General features: G+C 54.9%; 23 protein-coding genes. 14 read left to right on the forward strand and 9 right to left on the reverse strand.

What is annotated here, in order from left to right; all coding sequences use genetic code 11:
• The first annotated feature begins 14 nt into the window (after positions 1-14).
• Positions 15-359 (forward strand): nitrous oxide-stimulated promoter family protein, encoded by a 345-nt coding sequence (locus tag HV352_RS04870; RefSeq protein WP_003825888.1) that lies wholly within the window; start codon positions 15-17, stop codon positions 357-359.
• Between the two features lie 106 nt (positions 360-465).
• Here HV352_RS04870 and flhA read toward each other — a convergent pair whose 3' ends face one another.
• From flhA to hypA, 6 genes are all read right to left on the reverse strand, one after another.
• A complete protein-coding gene (flhA, locus tag HV352_RS04875; protein WP_137352612.1) occupies positions 466-2,544 on the reverse strand; it encodes a formate hydrogenlyase transcriptional activator FlhA in 2,079 nt (692 codons plus the stop codon).
• 206 nt (positions 2,545-2,750) lie between these two features.
• On the reverse strand, positions 2,751-3,761 hold the full coding sequence (gene hypE, locus HV352_RS04880) for a hydrogenase maturation carbamoyl dehydratase HypE (RefSeq protein ID WP_016157324.1): 1,011 nt from the start codon (positions 3,759-3,761) through the stop codon (positions 2,751-2,753).
• A complete protein-coding gene (gene hypD, locus HV352_RS04885) occupies positions 3,758-4,879 on the reverse strand; it encodes a hydrogenase formation protein HypD (protein WP_016154193.1) in 1,122 nt (373 codons plus the stop codon). The genes hypE and hypD overlap by 4 nt, the downstream gene beginning before the upstream one ends.
• Positions 4,879-5,151, reverse strand: a complete 273-nt coding sequence (hypC, locus tag HV352_RS04890) for a hydrogenase 3 maturation protein HypC (protein WP_003037411.1) — start codon at positions 5,149-5,151, stop codon at positions 4,879-4,881. Before hypC ends, hypD begins: the two co-directional genes overlap by 1 nt.
• The gene (gene hypB, locus HV352_RS04895; protein ID WP_053389520.1) at positions 5,142-6,014 is read right to left on the reverse strand and encodes a hydrogenase nickel incorporation protein HypB; all 873 of its coding nucleotides are present in this window, start codon (positions 6,012-6,014) and stop codon (positions 5,142-5,144) included. The genes hypC and hypB overlap by 10 nt, the downstream gene beginning before the upstream one ends.
• Before the next feature lie 53 nt (positions 6,015-6,067).
• Positions 6,068-6,439 (reverse strand): hydrogenase maturation nickel metallochaperone HypA, encoded by a 372-nt coding sequence (hypA, locus tag HV352_RS04900; protein ID WP_016154191.1) that lies wholly within the window; start codon positions 6,437-6,439, stop codon positions 6,068-6,070.
• Between the two features lie 198 nt (positions 6,440-6,637).
• Here hypA and hycA point away from each other — a divergent pair, with 198 nt between their 5' ends.
• The 9 genes from hycA to hycI all read left to right on the forward strand — a co-directional run bounded on the left by hycA (position 6,638) and on the right by hycI (position 14,514).
• Positions 6,638-7,096, forward strand: a complete 459-nt coding sequence (gene hycA, locus HV352_RS04905; RefSeq protein ID WP_016154190.1) for a formate hydrogenlyase regulator HycA — start codon at positions 6,638-6,640, stop codon at positions 7,094-7,096.
• Between the two features lie 141 nt (positions 7,097-7,237).
• A complete protein-coding gene (gene hycB / locus HV352_RS04910) occupies positions 7,238-7,849 on the forward strand; it encodes a formate hydrogenlyase subunit HycB (RefSeq protein ID WP_016154189.1) in 612 nt (203 codons plus the stop codon).
• Positions 7,846-9,672, forward strand: a complete 1,827-nt coding sequence (hycC, locus tag HV352_RS04915) for a formate hydrogenlyase subunit 3 (protein ID WP_075847533.1) — start codon at positions 7,846-7,848, stop codon at positions 9,670-9,672. The genes hycB and hycC overlap by 4 nt, the downstream gene beginning before the upstream one ends.
• Before the next feature lie 2 nt (positions 9,673-9,674).
• Positions 9,675-10,598, forward strand: a complete 924-nt coding sequence (locus HV352_RS04920) for a respiratory chain complex I subunit 1 family protein (RefSeq protein WP_047414256.1) — start codon at positions 9,675-9,677, stop codon at positions 10,596-10,598.
• A gap of 17 nt (positions 10,599-10,615) precedes the next feature.
• Positions 10,616-12,325, forward strand: coding sequence for a formate hydrogenlyase subunit HycE (gene hycE, locus HV352_RS04925; RefSeq protein ID WP_016154186.1), 1,710 nt, complete (start codon positions 10,616-10,618; stop codon positions 12,323-12,325).
• 9 nt (positions 12,326-12,334) lie between these two features.
• A complete protein-coding gene (gene hycF, locus HV352_RS04930; RefSeq protein ID WP_016154185.1) occupies positions 12,335-12,877 on the forward strand; it encodes a formate hydrogenlyase subunit HycF in 543 nt (180 codons plus the stop codon).
• Positions 12,877-13,644 carry a formate hydrogenlyase subunit HycG gene (hycG, locus tag HV352_RS04935; RefSeq protein ID WP_003037388.1) on the forward strand — a complete coding sequence of 256 codons (768 nt, stop codon included), beginning with the start codon at positions 12,877-12,879 and terminating at the stop codon, positions 13,642-13,644. Before hycF ends, hycG begins: the two co-directional genes overlap by 1 nt.
• The gene (locus HV352_RS04940) at positions 13,641-14,051 is read left to right on the forward strand and encodes a formate hydrogenlyase maturation HycH family protein (RefSeq protein ID WP_003037385.1); all 411 of its coding nucleotides are present in this window, start codon (positions 13,641-13,643) and stop codon (positions 14,049-14,051) included. The genes hycG and HV352_RS04940 overlap by 4 nt, the downstream gene beginning before the upstream one ends.
• A complete protein-coding gene (hycI, locus tag HV352_RS04945) occupies positions 14,044-14,514 on the forward strand; it encodes a hydrogenase maturation peptidase HycI (protein ID WP_016154183.1) in 471 nt (156 codons plus the stop codon). The genes HV352_RS04940 and hycI overlap by 8 nt, the downstream gene beginning before the upstream one ends.
• Before the next feature lie 74 nt (positions 14,515-14,588).
• Here hycI and HV352_RS04950 read toward each other — a convergent pair whose 3' ends face one another.
• Positions 14,589-14,828 (reverse strand): SymE family type I addiction module toxin, encoded by a 240-nt coding sequence (locus tag HV352_RS04950; RefSeq protein WP_016154182.1) that lies wholly within the window; start codon positions 14,826-14,828, stop codon positions 14,589-14,591.
• A 271-nt stretch (positions 14,829-15,099) separates the two neighbouring features.
• Between HV352_RS04950 and HV352_RS04955 the strand changes: the two genes are divergently transcribed.
• Entirely contained in the window at positions 15,100-15,564 is a 465-nt protein-coding gene (locus HV352_RS04955; RefSeq protein WP_016157319.1) for an OB-fold putative lipoprotein, read from the forward strand.
• An 83-nt stretch (positions 15,565-15,647) separates the two neighbouring features.
• Here the strand turns inward: HV352_RS04955 and HV352_RS04960 are convergent, their stop codons facing one another.
• On the reverse strand, positions 15,648-17,072 hold the full coding sequence (locus tag HV352_RS04960; protein WP_181635240.1) for a 6-phospho-beta-glucosidase: 1,425 nt from the start codon (positions 17,070-17,072) through the stop codon (positions 15,648-15,650).
• 22 nt (positions 17,073-17,094) lie between these two features.
• Positions 17,095-18,549: a PTS cellobiose/arbutin/salicin transporter subunit IIBC gene (gene ascF / locus HV352_RS04965; protein ID WP_046274835.1), complete on the reverse strand. Its 1,455-nt coding sequence runs from the start codon at positions 18,547-18,549 to the stop codon at positions 17,095-17,097.
• A gap of 264 nt (positions 18,550-18,813) precedes the next feature.
• On the opposite strand from ascF, the gene HV352_RS04970 reads away from it, so the two are divergent.
• The 3 genes from HV352_RS04970 (at position 18,814) to hypF (ending at position 22,853) form a co-directional block, all read left to right on the forward strand.
• Entirely contained in the window at positions 18,814-19,827 is a 1,014-nt protein-coding gene (locus HV352_RS04970) for a LacI family DNA-binding transcriptional regulator (protein WP_019077540.1), read from the forward strand.
• A 145-nt stretch (positions 19,828-19,972) separates the two neighbouring features.
• Positions 19,973-20,518, forward strand: a complete 546-nt coding sequence (gene hydN, locus HV352_RS04975) for an electron transport protein HydN (RefSeq protein ID WP_003037366.1) — start codon at positions 19,973-19,975, stop codon at positions 20,516-20,518.
• A 94-nt stretch (positions 20,519-20,612) separates the two neighbouring features.
• Positions 20,613-22,853, forward strand: a complete 2,241-nt coding sequence (hypF, locus tag HV352_RS04980) for a carbamoyltransferase HypF (protein ID WP_181635241.1) — start codon at positions 20,613-20,615, stop codon at positions 22,851-22,853.
• The last annotated feature ends 90 nt before the right edge of the window (positions 22,854-22,943 follow it).

The following is a 22,943-nucleotide window of genomic DNA, read 5'->3' on the forward strand; positions in this document are numbered from 1 at the left end:
ATTGTGGAGGCATCATGTCCGGCAAACGTATTGCACGTGAGAAAATGACGATCCAGAGAATGATCTCGCTGTATGAGAGCCAGTGTCCGCAGGCTTCAGATGAACCGGGGCATTACGATGCGTTGTTTGCCTATGCGCAAAAGCGCCTGGATAAATGCGTATTTGGTGAGGAAAAACCGGCCTGCAAACAGTGTCCGGTGCACTGTTACCAGCCCGCTAAACGCGAAGAGATGAAGCAAATTATGCGTTGGGCTGGACCCAGAATGCTCTGGCGTCATCCGATCCTGACCGTGCGTCATCTGATTGATGACAAACGTCCGGTGCCGGAGTTACCCGAGAAATACCAGCGGAAGAAGTGATTTAGCAATTCTATGCCGGATGGCGGCTGCGCCTTATCCGGCCGACAAAGACAAACGCACCAGTGGCGTAGGCCCGATAAGCGTAGCGCTATCGGGCAATAATCCGTTAAACCAGAGCGTCCTTATCAATGCCCAGGCGCTTCATGCGCGAGAGTAACGTTGTGCGTTTCAACCCCAGTCTTTGTGCCGCGCCTTTAGGACCGGCGACAACGCCATTGGTTTCTTTCAGAACGCGCATTATCAGCTGGTATTCATCTTCGCCATCCTGCGCGACTTCGGTCGCCACCGGCGGCGTAGACGGCGCCATAGCGATTACATCCGGCAGGGACAGTTGCAGCACGTTGCCTCGGGTAAGCAGAACCGCGCGTTCTACGACGTTTTCCAGCTCGCGCACGTTACCCGGCCATTCCATGCTGCTCAGCGTACGCAGGGCTTCGGCGGGAATGCTGTCGATATTGCGCCCCATCCGGCGGGCAATTTTGAAGGTGAAGGCTTTCACCAGCAGCGGAATATCTTCCGGGCGCTCGCGCAGCGGCGGCAGATGGATCGGGAAGACGTTCAGTCGATAGTAGAGATCGTTACGAAACTCGCGATCGGCGACCATCTTTTTCAGATCGCGGTTAGTGGCAGCGATCAAGCGAACGTCGGTCTGGATCAGTTTATTGCTGCCCAGACGTTCAAACTCCTGCTCCTGCAGAACGCGCAGCAGCTTGGGCTGAAGCTCCAGCGGCATGTCGCCAACTTCATCGAGAAATAACGAACTTTTGTCCGCCAGTTCAAAGCGTCCAATCCGCTGTGTGCTGGCCCCGGTAAATGCGCCACGCTCATGGCCAAACAGATCGCTTTCCAGCAATCCGGCAGGCATTGCCGCGCAGTTCATTTTCACCATCCGACGGGCGTTACGTCCGCTCAGGTTGTGAATTGCTCGTGCAATCAGCTCCTTACCCGTCCCGGTTTCACCAAGAATCAGGACAGTGCTGTCGCTTTGCGCCACCATTTCGACCTGTTTGAGTACGCTGTACATCGCTTCGCTGCGGCCAATGATTTCTCCGAACTCACTTTCTACGTTGTTGAGTTGTTCAGTCAGCGCCAGGTTTTCATCGACCAGCCGCTCCTTCAGGCGGTGGATTTCCTGGTAGGCGAGAGCGTTATCCACGGCGATCGCCACACGTTCTGCGATTTGGCGCAGCAGTTTGAGATTGGCGGTGGTGAATACTTTCTCTTCACATTGCGCCAGCTTAAGTACGCCGAGCATATTATTGCCGGACATCAGCGGCAGCAGGCACAGAGTCTGTAGCTGGTTGCCCCAAGTTTCGAACAACATTCTTTCGTAAGGGGCCAGGGTATCGCGTTCGCTCAGGTTAATCAGCAGCATCTCTTTGCTTTTGAAGACCCGTTCAGAGAGCGTACCGGCTTCGTCCACTTCACTTTGTTCGTGTGCCGGATGATGTTCATCCAGATAGTGAGTGGAATAAATGCTGAGCTTGTTTTTGCGATCGCTGCGTAACACGATGCTGATGGCATCAATGTCGAAGTAGTGATGGATCTCTTTAGCGACTTCGCTGACCAGCTCATCAATATCCAGGCGGGAGAGCACAGCATTGGTGATGGCGACCAGGATGCGAAAGTTATCACGCTCACGGCACAGGAGATCGTAATCGACATTGTTGCTGACCCGGCTTTGAATTTGTTCAGCAACGACGCCGACTATTTGGGTGAAGGTCTGCAGCCGGTTGTACTCTTTTTCACTCCACGGTTGGTCTTCGTTACGGATAAATTCGCAACCGCCAAAGATTCGTCCATCTGCTGCCAGCGGTAGCAGGCAGTAGTGACCAAATTTAGAATACAGCCCGCCAGAGGCCAGCTGTGGCCAGGTTTCGCTAAACTCGTGATAGTTGCAGTGCAGCGCATCGGGGCGAGACAAAATACGGCGTACCGGGCCATGCGCCAGCACCGTTTCGTCTTCATAATCGATGGGGTTACCATTTTCGCGCGTCGCAAAATAACGCGCACGCTGCGTTTGTGCCTGCCATAAGACAATAGCCGCGCAGTCGGCCAGCGCTGAACGCTTGACCAGTTGCGAAAGCGCCTCGCTGAGAGACGGCAGGTCGGGCTGCTGTAATAATGTACGAGTAATATCGAACAGGCCTTGCTGTCCGAGGTCACTCATCGGTGTATACGACATATTGCTTTTCCAGGAAAAGCACCGCAGAACGGTGCGAAAACGGTAAATGAATTATAGGTATAAGTCGTAAATTATTGCCGGACTGGTCCAGCTACACGAACCGTAGACCCGATCGGCAAAACGCCATCAGGTGATATTGCAGCGTTAAGGCCGGATGTCGACGCAAATGCGTCTTACCCGGCCTACAGCTTGCTGCCAACCGGCTGTTAGCATATACGAGGTAATGGTTCGGCGTGTGGTAAATCGAGAGTGCGTTTCACGCCGTAGAGTCCGGCAAGACGCACACCTTTGCGTTCTACCACTTCACCAATCATTGCGGCATCGCGTCCTAACGGATGTGCGCGCAGCGCGGCAAGCACCGTTTCAGCAGCCTGACGCTCAACGGCAATCACCAGCTTGCCTTCGTTAGCAAAGTTAAGCGCATCCAGACCCAGCAGTTCGCAAACGCCACGCACCGCGGGCTTCACGGGCAGGGCCGCTTCAGACAGCTCAATACCAAACCCGCATGAGGCGGCAAATTCATGCGTTACCGCATTTACGCCGCCACGGGTCGCGTCACGCAGCGCCTTCACGCCGGGAATATCACGCAGCGTCTGGATAAGCGGTGTCAATACCGCGCAGTCGCTGACCAGTTCGCCATCAAGACCCAGCTGTTCACGCAGGTTAAGGATAGTTGCGCCGTGATCGCCAAGCGTACCGCTGACCAGCAGCACATCGCCTGGGCCGAGGGTCTGTGCGCCCCAGTGAATGTTGGCGGGGATCGCCCCCATTCCGGCCGTGTTGATGAACAGCTTGTCTGCAGCGCCGCGCTGCACGACTTTGGTATCGCCGGTCACGATGGCGATGCCCGCTTCACGCGCGGTCGCCGCCATACTGTTGACGACGGTTTTCAACGTCTCCATCGGCAAACCCTCTTCGAGGATAAAACCGCAGGAGAGGTAGCGAGGGATCGCGCCGCTGACCGCCACGTCGTTAGCCGTACCGCAGATGGCCAGCTTGCCGATATTGCCACCCGGGAAGAACAACGGATCGATAACATAGCTGTCGGTTGAAAACGCCAGACGATCGCCTTCTGCAACCAGTTGCGCCAGGTCCAGACGGGCCTGATCTTCTTGTTCCGCCAGCCACGGATTAGCAAAAGCCTCCATAAACAGACTGTTGATCAACTGCTGCATAGCCTGACCGCCGCTACCGTGGGCGAGTTGTACGCTGTTCATGCTTCACACTCCTGCTGACGATACTGATACCAGGCGGCACATGCGCCTTCTGAGGAGACCATCAGGGCGCCAAACGCGGTCTCCGGGTTACAGGTTTTGCCAAATAGCGGGCACTGATGCGGTTTGCATCTGCCGGTCAATACCTCGCCGCAACGCGCGCGCGGATCGTCATACACCTGCTGCGGCGCTGGCTGGAAATGCGCTTCGGCATCAAAGCGCTGATAGTCTGGCGTCAGGTGAACGCCAGAGGATTCAATGACGCCCAGACCTCGCCATTCGCTATCGCCATTGACGCAGAACACTTCGGCGATGGCCTGTTGCGCTAGCAGGTTACCGGCGTCCGGCACCACGCGGCGATACTGGTTTTCAACCTGGCTATGCGCGGCAATCTTCTGTTCAATCAACATCACCACGCCCTGCAACAGATCGAGCGGTTCGAAACCGGCGACCACCAACGGACGATGGAAATCTGCAGCAATGAAATTATAGGCATCGGTGCCAATCACCATGCTGACATGGCCCGGGGCTAAGAAGGCGTCGATGCCGTTGTCCGGCTGTTCCAGCAGGCTGCGCAGCGTAGGGATAAGCGTGATGTGTTGGCAGAAAAAGTAAAAGTTCTGCACGTCACGCTGTTTTGCCTGCTGAAGAGTGATGGCGGTGGTTGGCATTGTGGTTTCAAAACCCAGGCCAAAGAACACAACCTTACGCGTTGGGTTTTCCTGCGCCAGCTTCAGCGCATCCATCGGTGAATAGACGATGCGGATATCCGCGCCGCGCGCTTTGGCTTGTAGCAAAGAACCTTGTTTACCCGGAACGCGCATCGCATCGCCAAAGGTGCAAAAAATCACTTCCGGATGGCTGGCGATTTCCACACAGCTGTCGATTCTGCCCATCGGCAGAACGCAAACCGGGCAGCCCGGGCCATGAATAAACTCGACGTTGTCGGGCAACAATTGGTCGAGACCGAACTTGAAGATAGCGTGGGTATGACCACCACACACTTCCATGATGCGCAGCGGACGTTCAGCAGTGTAGGGGAGGTGTGCGGCACGTTCACACAGGTGCTCTATCAACTGCATCACCTGTTCTGGTGCGCGGTATTCGTCAACAAAACGCATTATTTTTCCTCGCCATACAACAACGCGCCGACATCCGGCTCAACGTCAAACATGTTTTGTAGCGCGTCGAGCGTGTCGCGCGCTTCAGCTTCATTAATGATGCTCATGGCAAAGCCGACGTGGACCAGTACCCACTGGCCCAGACGGGGTTGACCGTGTTCATCGCAGCTTCCGACCAGCGTCAGGTCGACGTCGCGCTGAATACCGCAAACGTCGACTTTGGCCTGGTTGCCATCAATGGTGCGGATTTGACCCGGAACACCTATGCACATCGCTGCGTCTCCAGCCAGGAGAGCCATTGGTCCATGCCTTCGCCACTGGTGGCGGAAATCAGGATAATCTCAATTTCCGGGTTCACTTCCCGGGCGCTGGCGATGCACTTTTCTACGTCAAAATTGAGGTACGGCAACAGGTCTACTTTGTTGAGCAGCATCAGCGACGCGGCGGCAAACATATGCGGGTATTTCAGCGGCTTGTCTTCGCCTTCGGTGACGGAAAGCACCGCCACTTTATGGCGTTCGCCGAGATCGAAGCTAGCCGGGCAAACCAGGTTCCCGACGTTTTCAATGAACAGGATGCCGTTGTCTTCAAGCGGCAAACGTGGCGCGGCGTCAGCAATCATTTGTGCGTCAAGGTGGCAACCTTTACCGGTGTTGACCTGGATGGCGGGCGTACCTGTGGCGCGAATACGGGCGGCATCGTTAACTGTCTGCTGGTCGCCTTCAATGACGGCGCAAGGCACGCTGTCTTTGAGCTTCATCAGCGTTTCGGTCAGCAGCGTGGTTTTACCGGAGCCTGGGCTTGAGACAAGGTTTAATACCAGATGTTGACGGGTAGCAAAGCGTGCGCGGTTGCGCTCGGCCAGACGGTTGTTTTTATCCAGCACGTCAATTTCCACTTCCAGCATCCGGCGCTGACTCATGCCAGGCGCGTGGGTGCCTGCTTCACCGTGACCGTAATGCAAATCGCCTTCTTCGGTCTGGCTCGGTGTGAAACTGGAGGTCTTCACCCCGGTAATATTCAGCGCCGGACGAGCCGCCGGGGCAAATGGCGCGCTGCGAAACGCCGAGTGGGGATTATGCTCATCACCCTCTATATAAAGGTTGCCTTCAGCGCAACCACATGTCGTACACATCGCTCACTCCTGATCTTATTACTTGCGATACTTCAGTTGCCGGATGATGACGCTTAGGCGTCGGCATCCGGCGCTGGAGTTTCATCTATTTCAATACGTCGAATCTGTAAGCCGTCATCGGCCACAATTCTCAGCATATCGCTGTTGCATTGCGGACATCTGCGCACGCGTTGCGTCAGTAAGGTGACGTATTGCTGACAAGATTCGCACCAACATTCGGCTTCTTGTTCTTCGAGGTGGAGTTTACAACCTTCTGCAAGGGTCCCGCGGCATACCAGATCAAAACAAAAGGCGAGAGCGCTGGTTTCTACGCAAGAAAATGCGCCAATTTTGAGCCAGACCCCAGTTACTCGCTGTGCACCGTATTGCGTGGCCTGTTGTTCAATCAATTCCAGTGCCCGTTGGCAGAGGGTTATTTCGTGCATACCGCCTCCTATGAAGTTGCCGTATTAAAAGCAATAAACATGCCAGCTTGAATTTTTTCTATCGTGACAATGACGACGATGACGAAATGACATGTCGTCACCGCTTTTTGATTTTTTATCTATATGAAAATTAAGGTTTTTAATTTTGGCATGAAATGTGCTTAAAGCTGTTCATCTCTGCTAAACGGGTAACCTGACATGACTATTTGGGAAATAAGCGAAAAAGCCGATTACATCGCTGAACGGCATCGTCGCCTACAGGACCAGTGGCGTATTTACTGCAACTCGCTGGTTCAGGGGATCACCCTGTCAAAAGCGCGTTTGCATCATGCAATGAGCTGCGCACCGGACAAGGATCTCTGCTTCGTCCTTTTTGAACACTTCACTATCTACGTCACGCTGGCGGACGGCTTTAACAGCCACACCATCGAGTACTACGTTGAAACGAAAGACGGTGATGATAAGCAACTGATTGCACAGGCTGAGTTGACCATCGACGGTAAGGTTGATGAGCGTATCAGCAACCGCGATCGCGAGCAGGTGCTGGAGCACTATCTCGAAAAAATCGCCACCGTCTACGACAGCCTCTATACCGCGGTTGAAAACAATATGCCGGTGAATTTAAGCCAGCTGATTGAGGGACATAGCCCGGCTTAAGCCTTGGGTGTGCCCACTTTTGTCATGATGCACTTTCATACTGCGTCACGACGTTTAGGGAATGGGCATGTCGAAAAATGTCGAAATGACATTTTCCAGACATGTTTTCGTCAAAAATGACTATCACCTGAGGAATGCCTGGTGAATCGTTTTGTAATTGCTGACTCCACTCTTTGCATCGGCTGCCACACCTGTGAAGCCGCCTGCTCAGAGACACATCGCCAGCATGGCCTGCAGTCAATGCCGCGCCTGAAAGTGATGTTAAATGAAAAAGAATCCGCCCCGCAGCTTTGCCATCATTGCGAAGATGCGCCTTGCGCCACCGTTTGTCCGGTTAATGCGATTAATCGCGTTGATGGTGCCGTGCAGCTGAATGAAAGCCTGTGTGTAAGCTGCAAACTGTGCGGGATCGCCTGTCCGTTTGGCGCGATTGAGTTTTCCGGTAGCCGTCCGCTGCATATCCCGGCAAACGCCAATACGCCAAAAGCGCCTCCGGCTCCGCCAGCGCCTGCCCGCGTGAGCACGTTGCTGGACTGGGTTCCGGGTATTCGTGCCATCGCGGTGAAATGCGATCTGTGCAGTTTTGACGAGCTTGGTCCGGCCTGCGTACGCATGTGCCCGACCAAAGCCCTGCACCTGGTGAGTAACGTGGATATTGCCCGCGCCAGCAAACGTAAGCGTGAGCTGACTTTTAATACCGACTTCGGCGATCTCACCTTGTTTCAGCAGGCTCAGAGTGGGGATGCAAAATGAGCGCAATTTCACTGATTAACAGCGGCGTAGCCTGGTTTACGGCGGCTGCGGTTCTGGCATTTCTGTTTTCATTTCACAAACCGCTGAGCGGCTGGATTGCCGGGGTTGGCGGTGCGGTTGGCAGCCTGTGTACGGCGGCTGCGGGTTTCACCGTACTGGTTAATGCACTGGCTTTAAGCGGTGTGATGCCGTTTATTGGTCACAGTGTGCAAATTACCCCGTTGAACGCTATCTGGCTGATTACGCTGGGCCTGTGCGGCCTGTTTGTCAGCCTGTACAACATTGACTGGCATCGTCATCCGCAGGTAAAAGCCAACGGGCTGCTGGTGAATCTGCTGATGGCCGCGGCGGTATGTGCGGTGGTTGCCAGCAACCTCGGAACGCTGGTGGTGATGGCGGAAATCATGGCGCTGTGTGCCGTGTTCCTCACCGGCTGCAGCAAAGAGGGCAAACTGTGGTTTGCGCTGGGCCGCGTCGGCACGCTGCTGCTGGCTATTGCCTGCTACCTGGTGTGGCAACGCTACGGCACCCTGGAGCTGCGCCTGCTTGACCTGCGCGCACAGGAGCTGCCGCTCGGGTCTGATATCTGGCTGCTGGGCGTGGCGGGTTTTGGCCTGCTGGCCGGGATTATTCCGCTGCACGGATGGGTGCCACAGGCACACGCCAACGCCAGCGCACCGGCGGCGGCGCTGTTCTCTACCGTCGTCATGAAAGTGGGGCTGCTGGGTATTCTCTCCCTGTCGCTGCTGGGCGGTAATGCGCCGCTGTGGTGGGGCATTACGCTGCTGGTGCTGGGAATGATCACCGCGTTTGTCGGCGGTCTGTATGCGCTGATGGAACACAACATTCAGCGTCTGCTGGCATATCACACGCTGGAAAACATCGGCATTATTCTGCTGGGTCTGGGCGCAGGCGTAACCGGAATTTCCCTGAATCAACCTGCACTGATTGCGCTGGGTTTGACCGGCGGTCTGTACCACCTGGTAAACCACAGCCTGTTCAAAAGCGTTCTGTTCCTGGGCGCAGGCAGCATCTGGTTCCGTACCGGTCATCGTGATATCGAAAAACTGGGCGGTATCGGTAAACGTATGCCGGTTATCTCTCTGGCGATGCTGGTTGGCCTGATGGCGATGGCCGCACTGCCGCCGCTGAACGGTTTTGCCGGTGAGTGGGTTATCTACCAGTCCTTCTTTAAGCTTGGCAACAGCGGCGCGTTTGTCGGTCGTCTGTTAGGACCGTTGCTGGCGGTAGGACTGGCGATTACCGGCGCGCTGGCGGTGATGTGTATGGCGAAAGTCTATGGGGTTACGTTCCTTGGTGCACCGCGCACGAAGGAAGCTGAAAATGCCTGCTGCGCGCCAATCCTGATGGGCGTTAGCGTAGTCGCGTTGGCTATCTGCTGCGTGATTGGGGGCGTTGCTGCGCCGTGGCTGCTGCCGATGATCTCCGCTGCCGTTCCGCTGCCGCTGGAAACCGCGAACACCACCGTTTCTCAGCCAATGATCACGCTGCTGCTGATCGCATGTCCGCTGCTGCCGTTCATCATCATGGCTATTTTCAAAGGCAACCGTCTGCCATCGCGTTCACGCGGTGCGGCATGGGTGTGTGGTTACGATCACGAGCAGTCAATGGTCATTACCGCACACGGTTTTGCCATGCCGGTGAAAGAAGCCTTTGCGCCGGTACTCAAACTGCGCAAATGGCTGAATCCGGTATCACTGGTTCCGGGCTGGCAGAATGCGGCTGCACCGGTGCTGTTCCGTCGCCTGGCGCTGATTGAGCTGGCGGTACTGGTGGTGATTGTGGTTTCACGAGGAGCCTGAGAATGAGTGTTTTATATCCGTTAATTCAGGCGCTGGTGCTGTTTGCCGTTGCGCCGCTGCTGTCCGGTATTACCCGCGTGGCACGTGCGCGTTTGCACAATCGCCGCGGTCCGGGCGTTTTGCAGGAATACCGCGACATCATCAAACTGCTGGGCCGTCAGAGCATTGCGCCTGCGGATTCCAGTTGGGTTTTCCGCCTGACGCCGTTTGTGATGGTGGGTGTGATGCTGACTATCGCCACCGCGTTGCCGGTAGTGACCGTTGGCTCACCACTGCCGCAACTGGGCGATCTGATCACCTTAATTTACCTGTTCGCCATCGCCCGCTTCTTCTTCTCTATCGCGGGCCTGGATACCGGTAGCCCGTTTACCGCTATTGGCGCCAGCCGCGAAGCGATGCTCGGCGTGCTGGTTGAACCTATCCTGCTGCTGGGTCTGTGGGTTGCGGCGCAGGTTGCTGGCTCAACGCATATCAGCAATATCGCCGATACCATTTATCACTGGCCAGCTGCACGCAGCATTCCGTTGATTCTGGCGCTGTGCGCCTGTGCTTTCGCCACCTTTATCGAAATGGGCAAACTGCCGTTCGATCTGGCAGAGGCAGAGCAGGAGCTGCAGGAAGGTCCATTGACCGAATACAGCGGCAGCGGTTTTGCGGTGCTGAAATGGGGCATTAGCCTTAAGCAACTGGTCGTTCTGCAAATGTTCGTTGGCGTGTTCCTGCCGTGGGGACAGATGGAAACCTTCGCCTCGGGTGGGCTGCTGCTGGCGCTGGTGATTGCCGTCGTCAAACTGGTTCTCGGCGTGCTGGTCATCGCCCTGTTCGAAAACAGCATGGCGCGTCTGCGTTTTTGCGCCACTTCACGCGTGACCTGGGCCGGTTTTGGGTTTGCGTTTTTAGCGTTCGTCTCCTTGCTGGTGGCGTGATTTAAGAGAGTTTGAGCATGTCTGAAGAAAAATTAGGTCAACAATATCTCGCGGCGCTGCACCAGGCCTTCCCGGGCGTCGTGCTGGATGAAGCCTGGCAGACCAAAGATCAGCTGACGATCACCGTCAAGGTGAACTACCTGCCGGAAGTGGTGGAGTTCCTGTACTACAAACAGGGCGGCTGGTTGTCCGTGCTGTTTGGTAACGACGAACGTCAGCTGTGCGGTCATTATGCCGTTTACTATGTGCTGTCGATGGAGCAGGGAACCAAGTGCTGGATTACCGTGCGCGTTGAGGTCGATGCCAATAAGCTGGAGTTCCCGTCCGTCACGCCGCGCGTGCCTGCTGCGGTCTGGGGCGAGCGCGAAGTGCGCGATATGTACGGTTTGATCCCGGTTGGTTTGCCCGATGAGCGTCGTCTGGTACTGCCGGATGACTGGCCGGACGAACTCTACCCGCTGCGTAAAGACAGCATGGATTATCGCCAGCGCCCCGCGCCGACTACCGATGCTGAAACCTACGAGTTCATCAACGAACTGGGAGACAAGAAAAATAATGTAGTGCCGATTGGCCCACTGCACGTCACCTCTGATGAACCCGGTCACTTCCGTCTGTTTGTTGACGGCGAGAACATCATCGACGCCGACTACCGTCTGTTCTATGTCCACCGCGGCATGGAGAAGCTGGCGGAAACCCGCATGGGTTACAACGAAGTGACCTTCTTGTCCGACCGCGTGTGCGGCATTTGCGGCTTTGCGCACAGCACCGCCTATACCACCTCCGTCGAGAACGCGATGGGCATCGTCGTGCCGGAACGTGCGCAGATGATCCGCGCCATTCTGCTGGAAGTTGAACGTTTGCACTCGCACCTGCTGAACCTCGGCCTGGCCTGTCACTTTACCGGTTTTGACTCCGGCTTTATGCAGTTCTTCCGCGTGCGTGAAACCTCCATGAAGATGGCGGAGATCCTCACCGGGGCACGTAAAACTTACGGTCTGAACCTGATCGGCGGTATTCGTCGTGATCTGCTGAAAGAGGATATGATCCAGACCCGTCAACTGGCGCAGCAGATGCGTCGTGACGTGCAGGAACTGGTCGATATGCTGCTCAGCACGCCGAACATGGAACAGCGTACCGTAGGTATTGGTCGTCTGGATCCGGAAATTGCCCGTGACTTCAGTAACGTCGGCCCGATGGTACGCGCCAGCGGCCATGCGCGTGACACCCGCGCCGATCACCCGTTTGTGGGCTATGGCCTGCTGCCGATGGAAGTTCACAGTGAGCAGGGTTGCGACGTTATTTCTCGTCTGAAAGTCCGTATCAATGAAGTCTACACCGCACTGAATATGATCGACTTTGGTCTGGACAACCTGCCAGGCGGCCCGCTGGCTGTGGAAGGTTTCACCTACATTCCACACCGCTTTGCGCTGGGCTTTGCTGAAGCGCCGCGCGGGGATGACATCCACTGGAGTATGACTGGCGACAACCAGAAACTGTATCGCTGGCGCTGTCGCGCGGCGACTTACGCCAACTGGCCGACGCTGCGCTACATGCTGCGTGGCAACACCGTTTCCGATGCCCCGCTGATTATCGGTAGCCTCGATCCTTGCTACTCCTGTACCGACCGTATGACCGTGGTCGATGTGCGTAAGAAGAAGAGCAAAGTCGTGCCGTACAAAGAACTTGAGCGCTACAGCATCGAGCGTAAAAACTCGCCGCTGAAATAAGGAATCGCCATGTTTACCTTTATCAAAAAAGTCATCAAAACCGGGGCGCCGACATCGTCGTATCCGCTGGAGCCGATTGCGGTCGATAAAAACTTCCGTGGCAAACCGGAACACAATCCGCAGCAGTGCATTGGCTGTGCGGCCTGTGTGAATGCGTGCCCGTCGAACGCACTGACGGTAGAAACCGATCTGGTTACCCATGAGCTGGCGTGGCAGTTCAATCTCGGTCGTTGCATCTTCTGCGCCCGCTGCGAAGAAGTCTGCCCGACGGCGGCAATCAAGCTGTCGCAGGAGTATGAACTGGCGGTGTGGAAGAAAGAGGATTTCCTGCAGCAGTCCCGCTTTGCGCTGTGTAATTGTCGCGTATGTAACCGCCCGTTTGCGGTACAAAAAGAGATCGATTACGCCATTGCGCTGCTTAAGCACAACGGCGACAGCCGTGCGGAAAACCACCGTGAAAGCTTTGAGACCTGCCCGGATTGTAAGCGCCAGAAATGCCTGGTGCCGTCTGACCGTATTGAACTGACTCGCCATATGAAAGAGGCCAGCTGATGAGCAATTTATTAGGCCCACGTGACGCCAACGGTATTCCGGTACCGATGACGGTGGATGAATCCATTGCCAGCATGAAAGCGTCGCTGCTTAAAAGCATCAAGCGTTCAGCGTACGTTTACCGTGTGGACTGCGGCGGCTGCAACGGTTGTGAAATCGAAATCTTCGCTACGCTTTCTCCGCTGTTTGATGCCGAACGTTTTGGTATCAAAGTTGTACCGTCACCGCGCCATGCGGATATCCTGCTGTTTACCGGCGCGGTAACGCGTGCCATGCGCTCTCCGGCGCTGCGCGCCTGGCAGTCTGCGCCAGATCCGAAAATTTGTATCTCTTACGGTGCCTGCGGTAACAGCGGCGGTATCTTCCACGACTTATACTGCGTATGGGGCGGCACGGATAAAATCGTACCGGTGGATGTGTATATTCCTGGCTGTCCGCCAACGCCTGCGGCTACGCTGTACGGTTTTGCAATGGCGCTGGGTCTGCTGGAACAAAAAATTCACGCGCGTGCGCCAGGTGAACTGGACGAACAGCCGGCTGAAATTCTGCATCCGGATATGGTTCAGCCGCTGCGCGTGAAGGTGGATCGTGAAGCACGCCGTCTGGCGGGCTACCGCTACGGTCGCCAGATTGCTGATGACTATATGACGCAGTTAGGGCAGGGCGAGCATCAGGTGGCGCGCTGGCTGGAAGCGGAAAACGATCCGCGTCTGACCGAGATCGTCACGCATCTTAATCATGTTGTTGAAGAGGCGCGTATCCGATGAGTGAAACGGTGGTGTTCAGTCAACTGAGCCGTAAGTTTATTGATGAGAACGATGCAACGCCCGCTGAGGCGCAGCAGGTTGTCTATTACAGCCTGGCGATTGGTCACCACCTTGGGATCATCGATTGCCTGGAAGCGGCGTTAACCTGTCCGTGGGATGAATATCTGGCGTGGATTGCCACGCTTGCCGAAGGCAGTGAAGCCCGCCGGAAAATGGAGGGCGTGCCGAAGTACGGCGAGATCGTCATCGATTTCAACCATGTGCAAATGCTGGCGCGCGCGTTCGATGATGCGCGTGCCGTGCAGACCCCGCAGCAGCAGGAGTGGAGCAAGCTGATGCTCAGCATGCTTCACGATATCCACCAGGAAAGCGCCATCTATCTGATGGTGAGGAGACATCGTGACTGACGTTTTATTATGTGTGGGTAACAGTATGATGGGCGATGACGGCGCGGGGCCGCTGTTGGCCGAAATGTGCGCTGCAAATCCTCAAGGTCAATGGGTTGTCATCGACGGCGGAAGCGCGCCGGAAAACGACATCGTCGCCATCCGCGAGTTGCGCCCGCAGCGTCTGTTGATTGTGGATGCCACCGATATGGGGCTAAATCCTGGTGAAATCCGCATTATCGATCCTGATGATATTGCCGAGATGTTCATGATGACCACCCACAACATGCCGCTGAACTACCTGGTCGATCAGCTGAAAGACGACGTTGGCGAGGTGATTTTCCTTGGTATCCAGCCGGATATTGTCGGTTTTTACTACCCGATGACACAGCCGATCAAAGATGCGGTAGATACCGTCTATCAGCGATTAGCCGGGTGGGAAGGACACGGTGGGTTCGCTGAATTAGAGGCACCGGAAGCCTGAGCCTGAGGGCACTGAATACCAGATGGTGTGTCGCATTACCACCATCCGGATAACGTCGACACCCTCGAAACAGACTATTCACCTGCTTGTTCAATAATTAATTTCCCCTGCGTAACCGATACTTTTACCGACGTGCCCGTTGGGAACCCCGCCTGTTCCAGCCAGTCTCCGTTCATCGTGAGTGAAGCATGGCGGCTTATACGTCGTGTAAAACCGGTTTTGCGATCTTCATGCCGTACTCTGACATAGCTGACTTTAAAATGACGTAATGGCTTGTTGATAACCGCTTCGGCATTGCCATTTTTACCAGACATAAACACTCCCTTGTTACAAATAAAGAGATGGAAAACTACTGAATAAAATGCCAGTAAAAAGGCGGGAGGGCAAACCCGAAACTGGAAGGCAGATCCAGAAAATAGAATGCAAATAATGAAAAAGATGAGAAGTTGATAATAGTTGGGGGGGAATATTCTCTTCTTTTACTAATACGGGAGTTATATTATATTTCGGCGTTGTTCAGGGAGGTTATATACTCGAATTATTTAGAATTTGAATATATGGGAAATTAATATACAGGAGTTATTTATGCGTTCAGGTATTCGTTTGGTAAATTTAATTATTATTTCCTCTCTTCTTAGCGGGTGCGAGACGGCGGCTGACGCGTTCTTCTCTGCGGGAGACCGATTATTTCAACCGGGGGAGTCATCAGCTGCGTCAATGCCAACCTTGTCCGTCGCTGATTTTGTCGCGCCCTATACCTTAAATCCTGTTAAAGCCAATAAGGACTATCTTGGTGAATGGGTGAAGCTGCGGGGCGTGGTCATTGATATTCGCAAGGTTAATGGTATTTCCAATGCTTATTCTTATCTTGTCAGCCTGAAAGACGAAAATAATAAAACGAACAACGTGATTCAGTTCCAGTTTGGCTCCCATAATAGTACGAATGTTGAGTCATTACAGATTGGCCGGAGCGCGACAATTATTGGTCAGGTCCACGCGTTGGGCGAAGCACCTTTGCCGCTGCTGCAAAATCCTAAAGTTGTGCAATAAAAATGATAACAGAAAGCGGGTATATATATTCTGAATAATACGTGTTGCCGGATGGCGGCGTCATCCGTTATCCGGCAACATTGTTATTCCAGATCGGTCCCGTTGCTCGCAATCACTTTCTTATACCACCAGAACGATTTTTTGCGTTTACGCGCTAACGTGCCGTTGCCCGCGTCATCGCGGTCCACATACACAAAACCGTAGCGTTTGCTCATCTCACCGGTTGAGGCTGAAACCAGATCGATACAGCCCCAGGTGGTGTAGCCCAGCAGCGGCACGCCATCCTCAATAGCATCTGCCATGGCGCGAATGTGCTCGCGTAAATAGCTAATGCGATAGTCGTCATTGATTTCGCCGTTAGCATCGATTTCATCTTTCGCCCCCAGCCCGTTTTCCACCAGAAACAACGGCTTCTGGTAGCGGTCATACATCATATTCATGGTGATGCGCAGACCGAGTGGGTCGATGCCCCAGCCCCATTCGCTGGCGGCAATGTACGGATTACGCAGCGACTTCACCACGTTAGCGGCGCTGGTATTGCCAGTATTCATTTCAGCGGAGGCGCAGCGCGATGCGTAATAGCTAAACGAGACGAAATCGACGGTGTTTTTCAGGATATCGTCATCTCCCGCCGCTTTTTCTATCACCACGCCTTTTTCGCGAAACACACGGGCAGAGTAAGCGGGGTAAGCCCCGCGCGCCTGCACATCAATAAAGAACAGGTTTTCGCGGTCTTTTTCCAGCGCGGTCCACACATCTTCCGGTTTACAGGAATAAGGATAAAAATTACCGCCCGCCAGCATACAGCCGACCTGGTTTTGCGGATTAATTTCATGGGCAATTTTAGTTGCCAGGGCGCTGGCAATCAGTTCGTGGTGGGCGGACTGATATTTCACCTGATCCTGATTTTCACCTTCTTCAAACACCAGTCCGGCGCCAGAAAAAGGGCTGTGCAGCATAATGTTGATTTCGTTGAACGTTAGCCAGTACTTCACCAGACCGTCAAAGGCCTCGAAGCAGGTACGGGCGTAGCGGGTAAAGAACTCTACCATTTTGCGGTTACGCCAGGAGCCATACTCGCTGACCAGATGCATCGGCACATCAAAGTGACACAGCGTAACTAACGGCTCAATACCGTATTTTTTACACTCGGCAAACACGGCCCGGTAAAACGCGATACCCTCTTCATTTGGCGTTAGCTCGTCACCGTTAGGGTAGAGACGGCTCCAGGCAATGGAAGTACGAAAAACCGTAAACCCCATTTCCGCCATCAGCGCGATATCTTCTTTATAGCGATGATAAAAGTCGATTGCCTGATGGCTGGGATAAAATTCGTCATCCCGCAGCGTAAAGCGTTTTTCCTGACCCAGTTTGACGGCCATGCGGTTTGTGCCGTGGGGGATCATATCGACGGTGGTCAGCCCTTTGCCGACTTCCTGGTATGCCCCTTCTGACTGGTTGGCGGCCAGTGCGCCGCCCCATAAAAATCCTTGCGGAAAAACAGACATAGTTAACCTCAGTTCATACCAGTCAAATGCTGGCTCTATTGATATTGCCTGGTTGCGCGGCCTGGTTTTTTCTGGCCTGCGCGGCTGCATCTTCGACAGGAATATCTTCAAAGCCGAGGAGCAGTGTTAATACAAAGGAAAGCACGACCGCCAGTGCCATCACGCCAAACACCCAAACGATGGTCATCGGATTGGCTGGATCGAAAAACTGTACGCTGGTGAACAAGCCTGGAGCCGCCATGGAGTGGCTCGCCAGTCCGGCCATTCCGGCAACGGCACCGCAGATAAAGCCGCTGATAAGACTCGCAATCAGTGGGCGTTTCAGGCGGATCGCCACGCCATACAGCGCGGGTTCGGAAATGCCTGCCATGATGGCCGAGGCGGCTGCCGCTAACGCCGTCTGACGCAGTTCCGGGTTTTTGGTTTTCCATGCTACTGCCAGCGATGAACCGCCCAGCGACAAATTGGCGCCGATTTCCGACGGCATCACCATGCCTTCTTTTCCGGTTTCGGCAATGGTCTGAATAATGGTTGGCGTGAAGACGCGGTGCATACCGGTCATCACCAGCAGCGGCCACAATGCGCCCATAATGGCCACCGACAGCCAGCCGAGATAGCCGTGAATGGTATAAACCAGCGCTGAAATTGCACTACCGATCCAGATACCGATAGGGCCAATGATGACGATGGCGAGTGGGGCGGCGATCAGCACGATTAGCATCGGTTTAAGGAAGTTTTTGGTTACCGCCGGAGTGATGCGATCGACCCAGCGTTCGATGTAGGACAGACACCAGGTCATGACCAGCGCCGGGATCACCGTGTAGGTGTATTTCACCGCCGTCACCGGGATCAGGGCAAACTCAACGTGCTCACCCTGCGCGGCCTTCGCCATCAGTTCGATGAAGCTGGGATGCACCAGTACGCCTGCGATGGCGATTGCCAGCGACATGTTGGTTTTGAATTTTATGGCTGCTGAGGCGGCGACCATCAATGGCAGGAAGAAGAAGGCGCCGTCGCCGATTACGGTCAGAATAGTGAGCGTGGACGATCCTTTTACCAGCACGCCGGTCATTTCGAGGATCATTGCCAGTAGCTTGAGCATTGATCCGCCGATAATAGCCGGGATCAACGGGGACATTGTGCCGATCAGCGCGTCGAGGATCCCCGCGCCAATCCGCTTCAGCGTCAGCCGAGGTTTGGTTTGCGGCTCTGCAGGTTGCATATTGGCAGGTAACAGGCTGACTACCTCGCGATACGCCTGCGAAACGGTGTTGCCGATGATCACCTGGCACTGGTTATCGCTGCGCACCACGCCGAGCACGCCAGGGAGCGTCTTCAGCGTCGTGCTGTCGACCTGCGAGTCATCTTTGATAACGAAACGCAAACGGGTCATACAGTGGGTCACTGCTGTGATGTTGTCCACGCCTCCCAGAGCCGTCACAACCGAGCGCGCCAGCGCTGCATAATTTTTGGACATCGGATTTAATCCTGTTTTATCAGTAGAGTACGTTATGTTTTATCCGTTCACGTTGGTCGCTTTTCTGGGTTGATGAAACGCAGATAGGAAACCGGTTCCACAAAATCATGTTTAAATTACACGTAATTGGCAAGGTTTAATTTTGATCGTTTTTTATAATTGTGACTCCGATCACCAGATGTCAGCGTTTGCAATTGAGCAGCAAGGACAGCGGCGAAACGGTGCAGTACACTGCGTCACATTGAGAGAAAAGGGATGAGTAATATGACCACGATGCTGGAGGTAGCGAAGCGTGCCGGGGTGTCAAAAGCGACGGTTTCCCGGGTGCTTTCCGGGAATGGTTATGTCAGCCAGGAAACCAAAGACCGCGTGTTTCAGGCCATTGAAGAGAGTGGTTACCGCCCTAACTTGCTGGCACGCAGTCTGGCAGCGAAAACTACGCAGACGCTGGGTCTGGTGGTAACTAACACCCTTTATCACGGCGTCTATTTCAGCGAACTGCTGTTTCATACCGCGCGGATGGCGGAAGATAAGGGACGCCAGTTGTTGCTGGCTGACGGTAAGCACAGCGCAGAGGAAGAGCGTCAGGCGATCCAGTACCTGCTCGACCTGCGCTGTGACGCAATTATGATCTATCCGCGTTTTCTTAGCGTGGATGAGATAGACGATATCATCGACGCCCACGCCCAGCCGATTATGGTGCTTAATCGGCGGCTGCGGAAAAATACCAGCCACTGCGTGTGGTGCGATCAAAAGCAAACCAGTTTTAACGCCGTTACTCAGCTCATTGCCGCCGGGCACAAAGAGATTGGTTTTATTACTGGCTCGATGGATTCGCCTACCGGCGTGGAGCGACTTTCAGGCTATAAAGACGCGCTGGCACATCATGGCATTCCGCTTAATAATGATTTGATTGTTAAAGGGAAATGGACGCCAGCCTGCGGCGCGGCGGGAGTCGATACTTTGCTTTCGCATAAGGTCAATTTTACCGCGCTGGTGGCCAGCAATGATGATATGGCGATCGGTGCGATAAAGCAGTTGCACGCGCATGGCGTGAGCGTCCCTGCTCAGGTGTCGGTGATTGGCTTCGATGATATCGCCATCGCGCCATACACTATTCCGGCGCTTTCCAGCGTCAAAATCCCGGTAACGGAAATGATCCAGGAAACGATAGGCCGCCTGATCTTTATGCTGGATGACGGGGCGTTTACGCCGCCAAAAACCTTCACCGGTGAACTCATTCAACGCGACTCTGTTGCGCCGCTCGTTTTGCGCTGACGGCTGTCATTTGTCATCGTCACTAGTGACGATGACACGGCTTCTCTGCATTCATCAAAATAAAAAACCTTTAATAACAGTCAATTAAATTCTGGCACGATTTATGAATGCTTCGGCAGATAATCTGTCATTGCTGGAGAAATTGATGAACCGTTTCATCATTGCAGACGCCAATAAATGCATTGGTTGCCGTACCTGTGAAGTGGCCTGCGTGGTATCCCATCAGGATAACCAGGACTGCGCATCGCTGACCCCTGAAACCTTTTTACCCCGCATTCATGTCATCAAAGGCGTTAATGTCTCCACGGCGACGCTGTGCCGCCAGTGTGAAGACGCGCCGTGCGCTAACGTCTGTCCGAACGGTGCAATCAGCCGTGATAAAGGCTTTGTCCACGTGATGCAGGAGCGCTGCATTGGGTGTAAAACCTGCGTTGTGGCTTGCCCTTATGGCGCAATGGAAGTGGTCGTGCGTCCGGTTGTTCGTAACAGCGGGGCAGGTCTGAACGTCCGGGCAGAAAAAGCCGAAGCCAATAAGTGCGACCTGTGCCACCATCGTGAGGCCGGCCCTGCCTGTATGGAAGTCTGCCCGACTCACGCGCTGATTTATGTGGATCGCAATAAGCTTGAGCAACTGAGCGCTGAAAAACGCCGTCGCGCGGCGCTGGATTCCACGGCATCTTTGCTGTTCTGATATCTGAAAATCCGCGTAAAATACGTGCCGGATAAGGCGAAGCCGCCATCCGGCAAACGGACATTTCAGGGATACAATACCGCGGGAATTCATCATGACAATAAACAACCACTCCGGCGTACAGCTGCGTATTCGCGGTAAGGTACAGGGCGTCGGATTTCGCCCCTACGTCTGGCAACTGGCGCAGCGGTTACAGCTACATGGCGATGTGTGTAACGACGGTGACGGTGTGGTTGTGCGTATACAGGAAGATCCGGCAGAGTTTATTTCGCAGTTGCATCAACACTGCCCGCCGCTGGCGCGCATTGACAGCGTTGAGAGCGAACCGTTCGCCTGGACGCAGCCGCCTGCCGATTTCTCGATTCGGCAAAGTGCTGGCGGCACGATGAATACGCAAATCGTTCCGGATGCCGCGACCTGTCCAGAATGTCTGGTTGAAATGAACACCCCCGGCGAACGCCGCTATCGTTATCCCTTTATCAACTGTACCCACTGTGGCCCGCGCTTTACGATCATCCGCGCCATGCCCTACGATCGCCCGTTTACCGTGATGGCGTCATTCCCACTCTGTGCGCAATGCGATAAAGAGTATCGTGATCCGTACGACCGTCGCTTCCATGCCCAGCCCGTTGCCTGTCCGGCATGCGGTCCCCACCTCGAATGGTTTAGCGCGGGTGAGCGGGCGGAGAAAGAAGAGGCGTTGCAGGCGGCAGTATCGCGCCTGAAAGCAGGCGGTATTGTGGCCGTTAAAGGGATTGGTGGGTTTCATCTGGTGTGCGATGCACGAAATGATGACGCCGTAGCGCTGCTCAGGCTGCGCAAACACCGTCCGGCAAAACCTCTGGCAGTGATGCTGCCCGGTGATGACGGACTGCCTGAACCCGCTCGTCGTTTGCTGACAACCCCAGCCGCGCCGATCGTGTTGGTGCAGAAACGCTATGTCGCAGCATTGAGCGAGGGCATTGCGCCAGGGTTAACGGAAGTGGGCGTCATGCTGCCAGCGAATCCGTTGCAGCATCTGCTCTTACAAGAGATGAATTGTCCGTTGGTAATGACCTCCGGCAATCTCAGCGGCAGACCGCCCGCTATTACCAACGCGCAGGCGCTGGAAGATTTACACAAAATTGCCGATGGTTTCCTGCTGCATAACCGCGAAATTGTGCAGCGGATGGATGACTCTGTGGTACGCGACAGTGGCGAGATGCTGCGTCGTTCACGGGGTTACGTGCCGGATGCGGTGGCGCTGCCGCCAGGATTTCACGACGTGCCGCCGATGCTTTGCCTGGGCGCAGATCTGAAAAATACCTTCTGCCTGGTGCGTGGTGAACAGGCGGTTATTAGCCAGCATTTGGGCGATCTCAGCGATGACGGCATTCAGCAGCAGTGGCGTGATGCGCTGCGCCTGATCCAAAACATTTATGACTTTACGCCGCAGCGTATCGTGCATGATGCACACCCTGGTTATGTTTCCAGTCAGTGGGCCAGCGAAATGAATCTGCCAACCGAAACGGTGCTGCATCACCATGCGCATGCCGCTGCGTGTCTGGCCGAGCACGGCTGGTCGCTCGAGGGTGGCGACGTGATTGCTCTGACGTTAGACGGTATCGGCATGGGGGAAAACAGCGCGCTGTGGGGGGGAGAGTGTTTGCGGGTCAACTATCGTGAATGCGAACACCTTGGCGGCTTGCCAGCGGTAGCGCTGGCGGGGGGCGATCTGGCGGCAAAACAGCCGTGGCGCAATTTGCTCGCGCAGTGCCTGCGTTTTGTTCCTGACTGGCAGCGCTACCCGGAAACATCGGTGCTGCAACATCAAAACTGGAACGTGCTGGCGCGCGCCATTGAGCGGGGGATTAACGCGCCGCTGGCGTCATCGTGCGGACGGCTGTTTGATGCCGTTGCCGCCGCGCTTCAATGTGCGCCGGAATCGCTGAGTTATGAAGGTGAGGCGGCCTGCGCGCTGGAGGCGATGGCATCGCAATGTGCTGGCGTTGAGCACCCTGTCACGGTGCCGCTTGAAGGCAATCATCTGGACTTAGCGGTTTTTTGGCAGCAATGGCTGACCTGGCAGGCCAAACCTGCCGAAAGAGCGTGGGCGTTTCACGACGCGCTGGCGCGTGGGTTTGCTACCCTGATGCGTTTGCAGGCCGAAGAGCGGGGGATTAAGACGCTGGTATTCAGCGGAGGTGTGATGCATAACCGCTTATTGTCAGCCCGGCTGGCGTTTTATCTGCATGATTTTACCTTACTGTTCCCACAGCGTTTACCGGCGGGCGACGGCGGGTTGTCGTTGGGGCAGGGCGTGATTGCCGCGGCGCGGGCGTTGGCGCAAAAATAAAAAAGCCCCGGGACTGGCGGGGCAAGAACAACAGGTCGGGGCATACCGACAAGTGGCAACGCACATCCATGTGCGTGAGGTTAATAAATC

This window comes from Citrobacter sp. RHBSTW-01044 (assembly GCF_013781945.1).
Lineage (GTDB): Bacteria > Pseudomonadota > Gammaproteobacteria > Enterobacterales > Enterobacteriaceae > Citrobacter > Citrobacter braakii.